A 14,735-nucleotide genomic window follows, 5' to 3' on the forward strand; every position below is an offset into this window, starting at 1 on the left:
GAGGACTAACTTGGATAAAATTTTCGTCGACGAGGCGGTCAAAGACCTGCATACCTTGCAAGACAGTTGCGCTGGGCGGTAAGCCGTTTTAACGCAGCCGAGTTCTATTATGGACATGGCACCGATAACACGTGGGATGAAGCGCTGCAACTGGTGCTGCCCACCCTGTATTTGCCTCTTGATTTCCCAGTGGATATGTATGCTCGCGTCTGACGGTATCGGAGCGCCAGCGTGTGGTTGAGCGCGTTATTCGTCGCGTTAATGAACGTCTGCCAGTGGCTTACCTGACCAACAAGGCGTGGTTTTGCGGGTTCGAGTTTTTTGTTGATGAGCGCGTGTTGGTGCCGCGTTCGCCAATCGGTGAGTTGATTTCACAGCAGTTCGCTGGATTGATCGTCGATGAGCCGCAGCATATTCTCGATCTTTGCACTGGCAGCGGCTGCATCGCGATTGCGTGTGCGCACGCCTTCCCCGATGCAGAAGTGGATGCTGTCGATCTCTCCAGCGATGCGTTGGCCGTCGCCGAGCAGAATATCCAGCAACACGGACTAGAACAACAGGTCACGCCGATTCGTTCCGACTTGTTCCGCGCGCTGCCGCCGCTCGCGTATGACCTGATTGTCACCAATCCCCCGTATGTGGATGCGGAAGACATGGCGGATTTGCCACAGGAGTTTCGCCGCGAGCAGGAACTGGGCCTTGCGGCGGGCAATGACGGGCTGGATTTGGTACGCCGCATTTTGGCCTGCGCGCCAGATTACCTTAATGAGCGAGGCGTGCTGATCTGCTAAGTGGGCAACAGCATGGTGCATTTGATGGATCAGTATCCGAATATTCCTTTTACCTGGCTGGAGTTCGAGCACGGTGGTGATGGCGTATTTATGCTGACAAAAGATCAACTAGTGGATTGCCACAGCCATTTTGCGGCGTATCGGCAATAAAAACACCGGTTATGCCGGGCTCACCCCGGCAATATAAATCATAATGCAGTACAGAATAGCGATGTTACACAGAAAGGAGTCGTGATGGCAGGCAACAGTATTGGCCAGTTCTTCCGCGTCACCACGTTCGGCGAATCCCACGGTATTGCGTTGGGATGTATCGTTGATGGCGTACCGCCGGGCATTCCGCTGACTGAAGCGGATCTGCAACGCGATTTGGATCGCCGTCGCCCTGGCACCTCGCGTTATACCACGCCGCGCCGCGAGCCAGATCAGGTGCGTATTTTATCTGGGGTGTTTGAAGGGGTCACCACGGGCACCAGCATTGGCCTGATCATCGAAAATACCGATCAGCGCTCTCAGGATTACAGTGCGATCAAAGACGTGTTCCGCCCTGGTCATGCCGATTATACCTACGAACAAAAATACGGCGTGCGTGACTATCGCGGCGGCGGCCGCTCTTCGGCCCGTGAAACCGCAATGCGTGTGGCCGCTGGTGCCATTGCAAAAAAATACCTGCAAATGACACACGGTATTCAGGTACGTGGTTATCTGGCGCAAATGGGCGATGTCACCTGTGAATTGAAAGCGTGGGATATCGTCGAGCAAAACCCGTTTTTCTGCCCCGATGCCGACAAGATCGATGCGCTGGATGAATTGATGCATACCCTGAAAAAAGAAGGTGACTCCATCGGCGCTAAAGTCAGCATTGTCGCCGAATCGGTGCCCGCTGGTTTGGGTGAGCCAGTGTTTGACCGTTTGGATGCCGACCTGGCCCACGCATTGATGAGTATCAACGCGGTAAAAGGCGTAGAAATCGGCGATGGATTTGCGGTTGTCACCAAACGCGGAAGCGAAAACCGTGATGAAATTACCCCGCAATGGTTCCAGAGTAACCATGCGGGCGGCGTGCTGGGTGGCATCAGTAGCGGACAGGCGATTGTTGCGCATCTGGCGCTGAAACCCACCTCGAGCATCACGGTGCCGGGGAAAACCATCAACCGCCAGGGTGAAGCAACGGAAATGATCACCCGTGGACGTCACGATCCCTGCGTGGGGATTCGTGCTGTGCCGATTGCGGAGGCAATGATGGCGATTGTATTGATGGATCATCTGTTGCGTCAGCGCGCCCAGTGTGCGGACGTCGTGAGCCAGGTTCCTCGTTGGTAAACTAAACATGAAAAAAGGGTGGGTGGGGCCATTGCCGTGCTGTTAAGCGCGGGCGTATGGGCAAAAACCCCGTGGCAAGAGATCGCGCATCCGGTGCCGGGTACGGCGCAGACCATTGGTGCGTTCTCTAACGGTTGTATTGTCGGTGCGCAGCCGTTGCCGTTGGAATCCGTGAATTATCAGGTGATGCGTGTCGATCAACGCCGCTATTTCGGTCATCCGGATTTGCTGGCGTTTATCACGCGACTAAGCGCCAATGTGAAAAAGCAGACTGGCGGTATTGTGCTGGTGGGCGATATGGGAATGCCGGCTGGCGGTCGATTCAGCAGCGGCCATGCCAGTCACCAGTCCGGTCTGGATGCGGATATTTGGTTACAGATGCCGCTGCAACGTTGGACGGCACAGCAACTCCTGAAACCGCAGCCTATCGATTTGGTCGCAGCCAATGGTCGTCAGGTCAACCCACGCTTGTGGCAGCCACAAGTGACGGCGTTGATCAAATTGGCCGTGCAGGATCATGAGGTCACCCGCATCTTTGTCAACCCGGCCATCAAGAAACAGCTGTGTCAGGAAGCGGGACAGGATCGTGACTGGCTGCGCAAAGTGCGTACCTGGTTTGCGCACAAGGCGCATATGCACGTGCGGTTACGCTGCTCGGCAGACAGCCTGGAATGTCAGGATCAGGACGCGCCACCCGCAGGTGATTGGTGCGGCGCTGAATTGAGCAGTTGGTTTACGCCACACCAGCCGACCCCTTGAAGCGCCAGTGAAAACGCCACCTCCGCTACCGGCCTCGTTCCAGGCATTACTCGATAAACATCTGTTGGTGAACTAAGTCATGGAATGGTTTTTAGTCAGTCCCGAAATGCTCGGGGTGTTGTTTGCTTTTGCAGCACTTGCCGGTTTTATCGATTCTATCGCGGGGGAGGTGGGTTACTCAGTATTCCAATTCTGCTCTCGGCAGGACTAAGTCCAGCGCAGGCGCTGGCAACCAATAAACTGCAAGCGGTCGGTGGATCTTTTTCTGCCAGTCTCTATTTTGTCCGTCAGCGCGCCGTGAGGTTAAGTGAACAGAAGCTGCCCATCGCGTTGACCTTTTTAGGCTCAACGTTTGGTGCCTGGTTGATTCAGCAGATTCACGCGGATTTTTTGCGCCAGATCATGCCTGTTCTGGTGATCGGTATCGGGCTCTATTTCCTGTTAATGCCGAACATTGGCGATGAAGATCGCCAGAAACGTTTGTCGGGCCTTCCGTTTGCCTTTTTGGCGGGCGGGTGTATCGGGTTCTATGACGGTTTCTTTGGCCCCGGCGCTGGTTCTTTCTACGCGCTGGCGTTTGTCACGCTCAGCGGTTTTAGCCTGCCTAAAGCCACGGCACATGCCAAGGTGCTCAATTTCACTTCCAATTTTGGTGGGTTGCTGTTCTTTATTCTGGGCGGTCAGGCGGTCAGGCGGTCAGGCGGTCAGGCGGTCAGGCGGTCTAGGGCGTTGGGCTGGTGATGCTGGTCGGGCAGGTGTTGGGTGCCCGCCTCGGTGCTCGCATGGTGCTCAATAAGGGGCAAAAGCTGATCCGTCCGATGCTGGTTATTGTGTCTGCCTGTATGAGCGTGAAGTTGATTTATGATAACCACGGCAGCGATATTACCCAATGGATAGGACACCTCTGGTCATGACCACCTCTAGTGTAAGCACTACGCACGATTACCGCGATCTCATTACTTTGTTCGCACAGTGCTTTGAGAAGGACTATAACACTCGGCTGGTGAAAGGGGATGATGAGCCTATCTATCTGCCTGCTGATGAACAGTTTTCCTATCATCGTATTGTGTTCGCGCACGGGTTTCATGCCAGCGCATTTCATGAAATTTCGCACTGGTGCATTGCCGGTGAGGCGCGACGCAAGCTGGTGGATTTTGGCTATTGGTACTGCCAGGATGGCCGCGATGCGGCAACGCAGGGGCAGTTCGAGCAGGTAGAAATCAAGCCACAGGCGTTTGACTGGCTGTTTTGCATGGCTTCGGGCTTTCCCTTTAATGTCAGTTGCGACAATCTGGAAGGGAGTATTGAGCCGGATCGCATCGCGTTTCAGAGCACCGTACATGCACAAGTGATGACCTATCTGGAGCAAGGTATTCCGGCGCGTCCATTGCGCTTTATTCGTGCATTACAATACGCCGCCGTTGACGGCGGAGCAGTTCCCGTATCCCGTATCCCGCCGATCTCAACTGATGCGGATAAACGTTAATAGTGAGGATGTTAGATGATCGCAGAATGTGAAGCGCGTATTCTTGCGCTGATTGATGATATGGTAGAGCATGCCAGCGATGATGAACTTTTTGCCGGTGGCTACCTGCGCGGTCATTTGACGCTGGCAGTGGCAGAGGCTGAAGAGCAGTGGGAAACCTCGGTTCAGGCGCTCTATCAGCGCGTTTGCGACAGCGTAAAGCAAGCGATTAAAAATGGTGAGCTTTCGCCGCCGGATCAGATATTAGTCAATGGTATGTGGGATGATTTATTTCAGCGCGCCTCGCAGATCAATTGATAACTTACTCGCACTGACTCGGTAAATGAGAAAAAGTATTATTTAACGCGTTATTGTTATTCCTGTGAAAGCGGGAATAGTTTATTAAAACAATTACTTGCCTAATTCTTTGTGTTAATTGGTAAATAAAAATATCAGTTCCGAACTCATCTTTACACTACTCTGATTAAATTATACAGGCACGATAAACTTCTCTGCATAATATCCGGAATAATAGCTATCAACGAGAGATGCTGCAGCAGCAAGGAATAAAAACAGCTGACTGACCTGTTAATCTGACAGGTTATATTCTGCAAGGAATCAGAGTTGATGATGCGTTATCTCGTTATATATTTACCCTCGCATTGAGGGTAATATATTAACTTTGATGACAGAGAATAGATAAATATGCTGTAGCTTTTGGTTTTGTTGCTTCACTGGTTGCCGTTCCGGGAATGGCGCTGGCTTCTGGCAATACCATTTCTTTTCAGGTGGGAGTCGCGGACGAAACTTGTGAGGTTTCGGTCAATGGGAACAACGCATCACCTGTCGTCTTACTGCCGACAGTCAACGCCAGCCAACTGAATGCTGCGTCAAACCGCTGGGCAAACCACCTTTGATATTGGTGTGAGTGGCTGTACGGGTGATGCCGATGGCATGACGGTTTCCACCGTATTTGTCGGCAATCAGGTAACCAGCGCAGGCAACCTGGGTAATACCGGCACGGCAAAAAACGTTGAACTGCAGATTCTGGACATCAAAGGGACTGAGATCAACTTCACCAACGGGTTTACTGGTGACGGTGATTTGGAACTTGGCCCGAATGAAACCAGCGCCAGCTATACCGCACAGTACCTGGCTACCGGTAGCGCTGCACCAGGGTCGGTGACCTCAACGCTGCAATAGCCATTTCCTACCAGTAATCCTGTCGGGCCTGTTTTTACAGGCCCGTTTGCCATTCCCGCGTCGCTGGCGGCCCGTCAGTGGACTCGGACTCCGAAGGCACCGCGTAGCGGCGTTATTTTCCGCGAAAAGCCAGAGGCCACGGGGAGAGGGCGATAGCACGCCCCGTGTCGGGCACGTGCGCTGAACGGTGCAAATAGCCGCTTGGGTTAACGCGCGCGAAACATTCACTGTACCAACAAAAAGACTTGGCCTAAATTTATGGGGGCCTCAGCGCCTCGCTCCCTTCTGCGTAACTACCAGAAATGCATGTGGATAATCCGGCAAATTTCTATCGCTGAATTATAATTACGACGATCGCTAAATTCTGTCCCGCTTAATCTCGATTTAGGGGCTGTATATAACTGCACGCAACGTCGTATTTCTAGGTTGGGGGCTGCTCTGCTGGTATTATTGGCGATGGCGAGTTTTTCCGCTTGGGCCAGTATCATCATGACCGGAACGCGAATTATTTATCGCAGAGATGCGCGCTCGGTAGATGTTCAACTCGCGAACCGCGGTAATGTGCCTTATATCGTTCAAACCTGGTTTGATGAAGGGGATATGAATGATGGGCCAGAGAGCAAACGTAATATCCCCTTTGTGGTTTCTCCTGCGTCTTTCTGTATTGCCCCGAATGCCGGACAGGTTGCCCGTATTTCCTATACCCGCTCGCGCGCCTTGCCGGAAGATCGTGAATCCATTTTCTACTTCAATTTCCAGGAAATCCCACCGTCCAATGTGGGGGCGATGCTGCCGCTAGCCAGAATAAAATGCTGGTGGTGCTGCGCAACCGCGTCAAATTATTTTTTCGCCCATCCCGGCTGGGAAACCCTCCTGCCAATGTTCTTTCAACGGTAAAAGTGACGGCCACCCGTGAAGGGCAACGTAGCGGCGTGCTCGTGTCCAACACACTGCCGTTTTATCTCAATGTGAGCAAGATAGCGCTTAATGCGTCGGGCGCAACCATCCCGGCGACAGCAGATATGGTCGCACCATTAAGCCAACGCACGTTTTGGTTTACTTGCGCCGTGCCGTCAGGACGTCATACCGTCACGGTAACGATCATCAGCGATCAGGGAGCCAGACTCAGTGCCGACTTCCCGTTATGAGCGGCTTGCGTGTCCATTAACACCTGCTCCTCTGTGGCTGGCGGCGGCAGTGGCCGGGCTGGCATCGTCGGTACACGCTGAAGACTATTACTTCGACCCGGCGTTGTTACAGGGGGCGGCCTATGATCAGGATCTGGCGCGTTTCAATCAGCACGATGCACTGATTGAAGCCGGTGAGCATGTTCTGGACGTATTCGTTAACGATCAGATGATTGCCGCCAGTGAGACGGTGCTGTTTATCGCCACCGCCGGAGAGGGCGTGAAGGCCTGCCTCTCTCCGGCCTTGCTGTAAAAAACGGCCATACGTGTAAATCGCAACGCACCGCGGCAACCAGCAGAATGTGTGTTACTGAGCGATACCGGCCAAAGCGTGGCTGAAGAGGTGGATCTCACCGCCTTGCGCCTCAATCTTGTGGTAGCACAGCAGGCCTTGTTGCGCACTCCACGCGGCTATATTCCGGTTTCGGAGTGGGACAGTGGTATCCCTGCGCTGTCATTACGCCATAACACCAACTACTACCGCACGGAAAATCGTGACAACAATTATCGCTACGGCTATTTGTGGAGTGCGTTGAATGCTGGTTCCAATATTGGTTTGTGGCAGGTTCGCCATCAAGGGAATCTGCGCTATTACGACAGCAGCGTCAGTGGCAGCCAATATAAATACAACGCGGTGCGCACCTGGGTGGACAGACCCATCCCCGCCATTGAAAGCATGCTGACGTTGGGTGACAGCTACACCAGTAATAGCCTGTTCGGCAGTTTGTCATTCAATGGCGTCAAGCTTGCCAGCGATCAGCGCATGTGGCCGCAGGGGCGTAGAGGATTTGCACCAGAAGTGCGCGACGTAGCTGGGGCTTCGGCGCGTGTGGTGGTGCGGCAACTGGGGCAGATTATCTATGAAACCAGCGTTCCGCCCGGTGCTTTCGTGATCCGCGATTTGTATAACACGCAGGATCGCGGGGACTTGCAGGTAGAGGTGATCGAGGCCAACGGGCGGGTATCAACCTTTACCGTACCCTATGCCTCCGTCCCTGATTCAGTGCGTCCCGGTAACTGGCAATACGAAGTGGCGATGGGGCGCGTGCGCCATTTTAATAGCATCGATAACCAATTTGCCGAAGGCGTTGTCCAGCATGGCCTCAATAATGTGTTAACGCTCAACGGCGGTGTACGCGTTGCGGATGACTATGTCGCGGGATTGTTTGGTACGGTGATCGCCACTCCTATCGGAGCCTTCGGGACGAACGCGACTTGGTCGCATGCGGATGTGAATGGTCATACTGAGTCGGGTTGGCGTAGTGAACTCAGCTACGGTCGCACCTTTGCCAGCGGCACCAGCGTGGTACTGGCTGCCTGGCACTATTCCACCACCGGTTTTCGCGATCTGCAAGATGTGCTCGGTCAGCGCCGCCAGTATCGCAATAATGGAAGCTACTGGTCAGACAGCCTGAATCAAAAAAACCGTTTTTCCGCTACGGTGAGCCAGGCGATGGGCTCGTGGGGTATGCTGAACATGTCGGCCAGTACCAGCAGCTACTACGGTGAATCATCACGCGTTACTAAACTGCAACTCGGCTACAATAATTCCTGGCGAAACATCAGCTATAACCTGAGCGTGGCACGCCAGCGCACTGTGTGGGAACGGGGACGTAATTTCGTCAGCGTCAGTGATGGAGACTACGACAACATCGGTCAGCAGCGCTATACCGAAACCCTTGTCGCGCTCGGTTTCTCTGTGCCCTTTGATGTCGGGAGCACCCGCTCTACGGTCTCGTTGGACATGAACCGCACTGGCGCGTCACGTTCAGGCACGCTGAGTGTGGCGTGGTCTTCAGGCGACGACAGGCAGTTCACCTGGTCTGCCTACACCGGGGTAGAGAATTATCAACAGGGCGGTAACGCCATGACATTTGGCGGTAGCGCACAGCAAACGACTTCTCTGGGTGCGCTGCGCGCTTCGGTGGCACAAGGCGACAACTATCGCCAATTTGGCGTCGGGGCCGCCAGTACACTGGTGTTGCATCAGGGCGGAGTAACGCTCGGGCCTTATGCCAGCGATACCTTCGCGTTGATCCGTGCGCCGGGTGCCGAAGGGGCGATGGTGCGCAATGGTCAGGGGGCTACGGTCGATAGCTTTGGTTACGCCATCTTGCCGTCGCTGGCCCCATACCGTTATAACACCATTACGCTGGATGCCAGCACCATGAACGATGAAACTGAATTGCAAGGTGGCAGCCAGCGCGTGGTCCCTTACGCGGGAACCTTGGCGCAGGTCAGTTTTCCCACCTTGCAAGGGAGGGCGGTGCTGATCGCCACGCAACTTGAGGACGGGAGTTTTCCCCCAATGGGCGCGGATGTGGTAACGGCGGCAGGCGACAGCGTTGGCATGGTCGGGCAAGGTGGTCAAATCTACGCCCGCCTTGCCGAAGAACGCGGTACCTTACAGATGGTATGGGGCCCGCAGGCTGGGGAGCAATGTGCGGTCAGCTACCGTTTACCGCCGCGCGGAAGCGACGCTTTCACCCATCTTGATCTGCCTTGTCAGCTTCGGAGGTCGCCATGACATAGCGTATCATATTCTGGCTGGCCGTGCTGTTACTCGGGAGCCAGACGGCCTACAGCGCCTGTATTCGGGTCACCAGTGCCACCTCCTTATCGCAGGTAGCGCGCAATGCGGGCTATACCGCGACCGCTTGGAATGGCGCGTGCGATACCTGTAACGGCAGAAACATTGGTATGCCCGGCGTGATAAGCCTTAGCAGCGGCACCTTTCAGTCCTCAGGTACTTTGTTGGCGAGCAGCTCAATCAGCTTTCTGAGTCAGGGCGCGCAGACGGCGTTTACTGCTAATTAAATCTTGTTTCGCTGTGCAGTCGCGGATGCCAGCAGCCTGTTCGAGATGTATGCCACCAATGGCGATATCGGCTATGCCGGAATGTATGCGGCCAGTGAGATTGACGGTGCCTACTATAGCTATGTGCGCAATGTTGCGGTTAGACTCACCCATTTAAAGAGCTGGGCCTACTTTTCCCGCTACTGGCAGGGTCGGCAACTGACGCCGTCCGACTGGTTCTCCGATGGTACCTATATCTATATTCCGGCCAGCGCCTTCAGCGATATTTTGATGGAAGTGTTCCGTATCGACAGCACCACGTGGTATGGCAACGCCTATAATCGCTACACCTACCTCTACAGCCAGCCTCACGGCTATACCGCGTTTAAAGGCCCGGGACTCAGCGCGAATGTGACTGAGGGTGCTGATTCGGCAACCAATTATGAAGGATGGCCCTATGACTGGCCTGGTACCTGGAGCCTGTACGCGACGGGGGTGACCTTTGTACGCGGCGCGTCTTGTCGCGTGGATGATTTTCCGAATGTCGTGATGCTGCCGTTGATCACCGCTAATCAGTTGCGTCAGGGCGGCACCAGCCGTGCGGGGTTCTCCGTCACCATACAGTGTTAATCCGGGGCACTATCTAGCACCAATGTGTCAACCCTCACGGCGGCGAATTTCTCGATGGGTTTTTTGGTGAACAAGCCCGCCGCGGTGGCGGCGGCGCAGTCGTTGGAGCTGGTCACCAGCGGCGGCGGCTTAACCTGGTTGCTGGATAATCAGTACGGTAGCGGAGCGGGCGAAGCTTCTGGCGTCGGTATCCGTATTTTCAACAACCGAGGGCAAGCCATCAATCTACTGCCGGATTTAACCTCATACGGCACCGGCAACCCGCGCGGGTGGCATGCCTTTAAAGAATTAACCACCAGGGTCTCTGCGGGTAGCACAGAAATTTATGCCGGAGATTTTACCGCATCGCTGGAAGCGATTAATCAACAACCGATTACACCGGGGACAGTCAATGCTCAATTGCAGATCATTGTCAGTTTCCAGTAGCGCGCAGAAAGCCATCAGCGGGATGCTGTGCGTGCTTTTCTTCCTGCATTCGCTGTGGTTAATGTTGAAGGCTCTCGCGTGATTCTGCACAAAGGCGAGATGTCCACATCGCTCATGCTGTCCAATTCAGAAAAACTGCCCACGCTGGTACAGGTCTGGAGTGATGCGGGCGATCCGCTGCTCCCACCCGAGCGTGCTACAACGCCGTTGATCGCCGTACCGCCGGTATTCAGTATGAAGCCGGATGAGGAGCGTTCTTTGTGTTTGTTGCTCACCTCGCGTCAGGGGTTTGCCAATGACAAAGAATCGCTGCTGTGGCTTAACGTCTATCAAATTCCACCGAACACTGCGGAGATGACGCGCCACAAGCAAAGCGTGGTGTTGCCGCTGCGCTTGCGCCTGAAGGTGTTTATTCGGCCAGCCGGGCTGGGCGACCCTAACGAGTCTGATGGCGAACAACTGCGTTTTCGTTTGCTGCAAGCGGGGGACGGGCAACAGTTGTAGGTCGCCAATCCCACCCCCTGGCATATGACGCTGACCGACATCAGCTATGCTGAACAGCGTCTGGGCAGCATGATGGTGGCTCCGGCGTCCAGCGTAAACCTGCCGGTAAATCGTTCGATCGTCGGACAGACACTCAGCTATCAGCTCATCAACGATACCGGTACCCACTGGCGTTATTCCGCGACACTCTTTCCTTGAGCGTGGCTGATTACACCGCGCGGCCTTTCAGCAGCTTTCTCACCCAAAAACGATTCGGGTTCAACGCGGCGAGCGTTGGTGCATTGAGCGGCAATGGTTCTCCGTACAGTTGCCCTGCCAGAATTTCGGCAGCCAACGGGGCAGAGCACAATCCGCGCGATCCTAGCGCACCGATAATGAACAGATCCTCATGAACCGGTGCCGCGGCCACACGTTCTGGCGTGTGCTGCTGTACGTCAAGTGACGCGTATTGATGTAGCGTCAGTGCGTGATCCGGCGCGGCACCGAGCAGCGGCAGGTGATCGCGCGTAGCACAGCGCACGCCCTGACGTGCTGCGTTGCCGCTGACGTCAATGTCATTCACCCACGTTGCATCGGGCAAGCAGGCCGCGAGGCGCTGGTGGTTTTCCTGCTGCTCGTCTGAGCTAAACGTGGTGGCAACCACGCCTCGCTGGTAGCTGGCACCGATACAGTGCTGCTGGTGACGGGGGCTGACGGGAGTCAGATAGCCATCGTAACAAAGGACGCGTTGCAAGCTTTGTAGCACCGGCGTAGTCGGGATATGACTTACCTGACCGCGCACCGCATAGCTGGGGAGATGCTGAGTTTGCGACCAGTCGCTGAGCTGGTGTCCATTCGCCAGGATCACCACAGGATGGGTTTTTTGCTGCCCGTTTGCCAACCTCAGTTGCCAGCCGGATGCATTTTTTTCCAGCGCAGAGACGCGAGTAGCAAAATGCACGACCAACCCGAGCGATTGTGCGTGTTTCAGCGCATGGGTGGTAAGCTCTGTCGGGCACAGCCAGCCACCCTCGGCATAGCTCACACCTGAAAAACCTATCGCCAATCCGGCCGTTGCATCCATCTCATCAGCGCTGAGCGGCGTAACTATCTCTATCGGCCAGTTGCCGTGCAAGATTTGCGTGATTTTGCGCGCGCTTTTTTCATCGTAGGCAATCTGATTCACACCGCACCAGTCATGTTCATAGGCGATACCGGCTTGCAGCAGTGAGTCGTACTGGCGACGGGCAAAACCAAAAGCGGTGGCGAAAAAGCGGGAAAGCGCATCGTGTTTGTCGTTTAGTAACGGGTAAAGGGCTCCCTGACGGTTACCGGATGCGCCTAACGCTGGTGCCTCATCTTCACAATAGAGTATCACGTGTGCGCCGCGTCGCAGCAGCGCCAGTGCTGTCAGTACGCTGGCAATACCACCGCCAATAATAGCGATATCCTCTATCGCGCTCGCGGCCGGGCGTGAATACCAGGGGGTTGCCGCCGGGGCCAGGATGGCGTTCGGTAATACGCCGCGCAGCATTTCGCGTTTTTGTCCGTAGCCCTTGATCTTTTCCACATAAAAGCAGGCTTGCTGTAGCCCCTGACGCACAAACCCTGCGGCAGTGAATGTCGCAAAGGTACCCTGCGCCCGGCACAGACGTGCCATGGCGTGAAACAGGTTATCTGTCCACATGTCCGGGTTTTTGGACGGGGCAAAGCCATCGAGAAACCAGGCGTCAACCTGATGCGTCAGGGAATCGTCCAGCGTTGGCAGCAAGTCGTTGATATCGCCAAACCACAGGTCGAGAGTGATGGCATCGTCAGCCAGAATCAGGCGATGACAGCCCGGCAGCGCCGACGGCCATGCCTGCCGCAGCGCTTCGGCGTAAGGTCCGAGTGTCGGCCAGTGGGCGTGCGCCTGTTCCAGATCGGCCACGCGCAACGGGAATTTTTCAAAGCTGATAAAGTGCAGGCGCCGCAGCGTGGCCTGCGGATGCTGCGCGCGAAAATGGGCGAATGCTTCCCATAGCGTCAAAAAGTTCAGACCAGTGCCAAATCCGGTTTCTGCAATGATGCACAGCGGGCGTGAATGCTCAACAAAGCGCGCCGGAAAGTGATTGCCTTGCAAGAAAACGTAGCGGGTCTCTTCCAACCCATCCTGATTTGAGAAGTAAACGTCATCAAACTGTTGCGAAACAGGTGTACCCTGTTCGTTCCAGGAGAGAGTACCGTGCTGAATAGCGTGGTCTTTCACTATAATTGACTCATTTTTAAGCGATAGCGTGATTTTACTCAGCCAGTGTCGAGCGCGCAAATTTTGTAAAAGGTTGGGTGATCGGACTTGTTCAGCTTACATCTGTACGCTAAAGTGCGTGACGAAATCCCAAAATACATTTATGCGGAAAGAGGTATTGAATGAAACGTGCAGTGATTACTGGCCTGGGGATCGTCTCAAGCATTGGTAATAACCAGCAGGAAGTCCTGGCATCGTTGCGGGAAGGTCGCTCGGGTATTACGTTCTCACAAGAGCTGAAAGATTCCGGTATGCGTAGTCACGTCTGGGGCAATGTGAAGCTGGATACTGCCGGCCTCATTGAACGTAAGGTCGTGCGTTTCATGAGCGATGCCTCTGTCTATGCTTTTTTGTCGATGGAACAAGCCATTGACGATGCCAATCTGGCACCTGAGGTTTACCAAAACAACCCGCGCGTCGGTTTGATTGCCGGTTCCGGCGGTTCCGCGCGTTCTCAAGTGTTTGGTGCGGATGCCATGCGCAGCCCACGGGGCCTGAAAGCGGTTGGCCCGTATGTGGTGACCAAAGCGATGGGTTCTGCGGTGTCAGCCTGTCTTGCGACGCCCTTTAAAATTCAGGGCGTGAACTACTCCATCAGTTCTGCCTGCGCCACCTCTGCGCACTGTATTGGTAACGCGGTAGAGCAGATCCAACTGGGTAAACAGGACATCGTATTTGCTGGTGGCGGTGAAGAGCTATGCTGGGAACTGGCCTGTGAATTTGATGCCATGGGCGCGTTGTCTACCAAATATAACGAAACGCCGGAAAAAGCGTCCCGTACATATGATGCCGATCGTGACGGTTTTGTTATCGCCGGTGGTGGCGGTATGGTGGTCGTGGAAGAACTGGAACATGCGCTGGCGCGTGGTGCACATATTTACGCCGAAGTGGTGGGATACGGTGCAACCTCTGACGGTGCCGACATGGTTGCGCCGTCCGGTGAAGGCGCCGTGCGCTGCATGAAACTTGCGATGCAGGATGTGGATACCCCTATCGATTATATCAACACCCATGGTACTTCTACGCCGGTGGGTGACGTGAAAGAGTTGTGGGCGATTCGTCAGGTGTTTGGCGACGCGGTGCCGCCCATCTCGGCAACCAAGGCAATGACCGGGCACTCCCTCGGCGCAGCGGGCGTACAGGAAGCGATCTACTCTCTACTGATGCTGGAGCACGGTTTTATAGCGCCGAGCATTAACGTTGATACGTTGGATGAGTTGGCGCAGGACATGAACATCGTGACACAACCGACTGAGCGTAAGCTGACCACGGTAATGTCCAACGGTTTTGGCTTCGGCGGCACTAATGCTACGTTGGTGATGCGTAAGTTAGCGTAATTGATATACCCTAAATCGTCTGTTTTGCTGAACCGGGGCCTTGTGCCCCGG

At 54.8% G+C, this 14,735-nt stretch carries 7 protein-coding genes and 8 pseudogenes; 14 read left to right on the forward strand and 1 reads right to left on the reverse strand.

Features of this window, described 5'->3' with window-relative positions:
* The first annotated feature begins 10 nt into the window (after positions 1-10).
* The 13 genes and pseudogenes from prmB to JZM30_RS11855 all read left to right on the forward strand — a co-directional run.
* Positions 11-941 (forward strand): annotated as a pseudogene (gene prmB, locus JZM30_RS11795) (50S ribosomal protein L3 N(5)-glutamine methyltransferase).
* A gap of 84 nt (positions 942-1,025) precedes the next feature.
* Positions 1,026-2,111, forward strand: a complete 1,086-nt coding sequence (aroC, locus tag JZM30_RS11800; protein ID WP_252318893.1) for a chorismate synthase — start codon at positions 1,026-1,028, stop codon at positions 2,109-2,111.
* Positions 2,112-2,118: 7 nt separating this feature from the next.
* A pseudogene (gene mepA, locus JZM30_RS11805) lies at positions 2,119-2,946 on the forward strand (penicillin-insensitive murein endopeptidase).
* 3 nt (positions 2,947-2,949) lie between these two features.
* A pseudogene (locus JZM30_RS11810) lies at positions 2,950-3,784 on the forward strand (sulfite exporter TauE/SafE family protein).
* Positions 3,781-4,375, forward strand: a pseudogene (locus JZM30_RS11815) (elongation factor P hydroxylase). Before JZM30_RS11810 ends, JZM30_RS11815 begins: the two co-directional pseudogenes overlap by 4 nt.
* Positions 4,372-4,653, forward strand: coding sequence for a YfcL family protein (locus tag JZM30_RS11820; RefSeq protein ID WP_252318894.1), 282 nt, complete (start codon positions 4,372-4,374; stop codon positions 4,651-4,653). The pseudogene JZM30_RS11815 and the gene JZM30_RS11820 overlap by 4 nt, the downstream one beginning before the upstream one ends.
* A gap of 434 nt (positions 4,654-5,087) precedes the next feature.
* Positions 5,088-5,555: pseudogene (locus JZM30_RS11825) on the forward strand (fimbrial protein).
* 439 nt (positions 5,556-5,994) lie between these two features.
* Positions 5,995-6,435, forward strand: coding sequence for a fimbria/pilus periplasmic chaperone (locus JZM30_RS11830; RefSeq protein ID WP_252318895.1), 441 nt, complete (start codon positions 5,995-5,997; stop codon positions 6,433-6,435).
* Positions 6,436-6,437: 2 nt separating this feature from the next.
* Positions 6,438-6,686, forward strand: coding sequence for a fimbrial biogenesis chaperone (locus JZM30_RS11835; protein WP_252318896.1), 249 nt, complete (start codon positions 6,438-6,440; stop codon positions 6,684-6,686).
* 31 nt (positions 6,687-6,717) lie between these two features.
* Positions 6,718-9,252, forward strand: a pseudogene (locus JZM30_RS11840) (fimbrial outer membrane usher protein).
* Between the two features lie 167 nt (positions 9,253-9,419).
* Positions 9,420-10,577: pseudogene (gene stbD / locus JZM30_RS11845) on the forward strand (fimbrial usher protein StbD).
* A 27-nt stretch (positions 10,578-10,604) separates the two neighbouring features.
* Positions 10,605-11,081, forward strand: a complete 477-nt coding sequence (locus JZM30_RS11850) for a fimbria/pilus periplasmic chaperone (RefSeq protein ID WP_252318897.1) — start codon at positions 10,605-10,607, stop codon at positions 11,079-11,081.
* Positions 11,082-11,093: 12 nt separating this feature from the next.
* Positions 11,094-11,279, forward strand: a pseudogene (locus tag JZM30_RS11855) (fimbrial biogenesis chaperone); the annotation flags it as partial.
* Between the two features lie 10 nt (positions 11,280-11,289).
* Here JZM30_RS11855 and mnmC read toward each other — a convergent pair.
* Complete coding sequence (gene mnmC, locus JZM30_RS11860) at positions 11,290-13,308, reverse strand: bifunctional tRNA (5-methylaminomethyl-2-thiouridine)(34)-methyltransferase MnmC2/FAD-dependent 5-carboxymethylaminomethyl-2-thiouridine(34) oxidoreductase MnmC1 (protein ID WP_252318899.1); 2,019 nt, start codon at positions 13,306-13,308, stop codon at positions 11,290-11,292.
* A 161-nt stretch (positions 13,309-13,469) separates the two neighbouring features.
* On the opposite strand from mnmC, the gene fabB reads away from it, so the two are divergent.
* On the forward strand, positions 13,470-14,684 hold the full coding sequence (fabB, locus tag JZM30_RS11865) for a beta-ketoacyl-ACP synthase I (protein WP_252318900.1): 1,215 nt from the start codon (positions 13,470-13,472) through the stop codon (positions 14,682-14,684).
* The last annotated feature ends 51 nt before the right edge of the window (positions 14,685-14,735 follow it).

It is taken from the genome of Candidatus Symbiopectobacterium endolongispinus (assembly GCF_018777385.1).
GTDB classification, from domain to species: Bacteria; Pseudomonadota; Gammaproteobacteria; order Enterobacterales; family Enterobacteriaceae; genus Symbiopectobacterium; species Symbiopectobacterium endolongispinus.

Excerpts from the sequence above, each read along its gene's own strand:
- aroC (WP_252318893.1), top strand. The coding sequence starts at position 1,026 with ATGGCAGGCAACAGTATTGGCCAGTTCTTCCGCGTCACCACGTTCGGC.
- JZM30_RS11820 (WP_252318894.1), top strand. The coding sequence starts at position 4,372 with ATGATCGCAGAATGTGAAGCGCGTATTCTTGCGCTGATTGATGATATG.
- JZM30_RS11830 (WP_252318895.1), top strand. The coding sequence starts at position 5,995 with ATGGCGAGTTTTTCCGCTTGGGCCAGTATCATCATGACCGGAACGCGA.
- fabB (WP_252318900.1), top strand. The coding sequence starts at position 13,470 with ATGAAACGTGCAGTGATTACTGGCCTGGGGATCGTCTCAAGCATTGGT.